This window comes from Moorena producens 3L, assembly GCF_000211815.1.
Taxonomy (GTDB): Bacteria; Cyanobacteriota; Cyanobacteriia; order Cyanobacteriales; family Coleofasciculaceae; genus Moorena; species Moorena producens.
On record NZ_GL890889.1, the window covers coordinates 1 to 1,447 of the forward strand.

Consider the following 1,447-nt stretch of genomic DNA (forward strand, 5'->3'; position numbering starts at 1 on the left):
CGGTGGTGCTCGACACCTTTGTGAATGATTACACGATTGGTATGGAGATAAAACCAGAGGCTGATGTATTGGGCGATCGCTCGCACGTGGACCTCATTCATGCCGCTCTGAGTGATGGTTCCTTGCAGTCGGTGCAGCCTGCCGGCGACCTAAACGGAGATGGTTTGGGTGATGCATACATCATCACGGTCAACTACGAGGACATCGCGGGCGAACGGAAGCAAGTACTGCAGCGCGTTCGACACACTTATCTTGGCACGGTCGACTCGCTGGAGCTTGTGCCGGACGAGAGACTTGTGCTTGCAACTTCCGTCCCCTTCGAAACGAATCATAGGCCCCCTTGGTCGGGCTGGCCGGAGGACTGGCTGCCGGCGTTCCTTGCTCGCGGCGGCATATTTCCGATCGGAGACGTCGATGGTGACGGGTTCGAGGATCACGTGGTTGGGACGCCTGGCGACGTTTCCGGAACCGGAACGGCGACCGTCTTGTTTGGTCCTGCGGACAAAGAGAACTTCGTCGTCTTTAACGGCGACATGCAAGACATTGGCCTACCGACCAATCCTGGGCGTTTCGGTGATTTCGCGGGGCGTCTGGGCGATCTGAATGGCGACGGGTTCGAGGACTTCTTTATCGGATATTGGGGGCATGGGGAATACCTCTACATCTTCCATGGCCGCGACTTTGGTCGCGACCTTCCAGCAGATATCGACCGCAACGGCACGGTCGACTTCGCCGACTTCTTGGTGCTGGCCTACAACTACGGCAACGAGAATGTGACGCGGAGCGAGGGTGACCTCGACGGTGACGGGCTGGTGGCCTTCTCCGACTTCATCGTGCTCCGCGACACCTTCGGGCAGTCGAAGGGAAACGTGCCGCATGCCAATGGTTGATGCGCACCGTGCGCCCAGGCGACATCTGTGCTCCTCAGCCTTCCTGCTCTGCTCCTGCGGGCATTAGGCTTGCGTTGCAACTCAGTTTAACGCAGAGGTGTGTTGCCCTACGCGATTGTCGCCAATCGCTAAGTTGCGTCGGTTGCATCACCCTCGGAGGTTGCGCGGAAAGCAAAACTGCAGGCGGTGATTTGGACCTCGGAAGATTCGCCTCGCGTATGCGAGATGCAGATGGTGCACACTCTCTCGTGTGGGGCACACGAGCTACGTTGGCAGCAAGCAGAGGCAGCCATGTGCAGGCAAGAAGAACTACCATTGAGCTACTGGGAAATCCGCTCGGATCTAACGATCGATCGCTCCAATTTCCCAGAAATGAAGGCGACCAGTGTAATCTAACCCGACCAGAGTGCGCCCTTGATCGTGCCATGCGAGTGATTGAATCCCAACGTTTGCGGCAGGCAACTTGATGTGACCGCATGGATCGCCCGACGGCCAGTCCCAAAACCGCACCATACCGTCTCCTCCAGCGGAGATTAGTCTGTCGCCTTCGGCAGAAA

Annotated in this window: 1 protein-coding gene and 1 pseudogene; both read left to right on the forward strand. The window is 57.8% G+C overall.

The genetic code is table 11. The annotated features are described in order from the left end of the window. Nucleotides 1-890: pseudogene (locus LYNGBM3L_RS45055) on the forward strand (hypothetical protein); the annotation flags it as partial. Between the two features lie 231 nt (nucleotides 891-1,121). Then, nucleotides 1,122-1,286 carry a hypothetical protein gene (locus tag LYNGBM3L_RS43405; RefSeq protein WP_154659770.1) on the forward strand — a complete coding sequence of 55 codons (165 nt, stop codon included), beginning with the start codon at nucleotides 1,122-1,124 and terminating at the stop codon, nucleotides 1,284-1,286. Nucleotides 1,287-1,447 lie beyond the last annotated feature (161 nt).

What these genes read in the sequence shown, in the direction of transcription:
- LYNGBM3L_RS43405 (WP_154659770.1), top strand. Translation starts at nt 1,122, where the DNA reads ATGGTGCACACTCTCTCGTGTGGGGCACACGAGCTACGTTGGCAGCAA.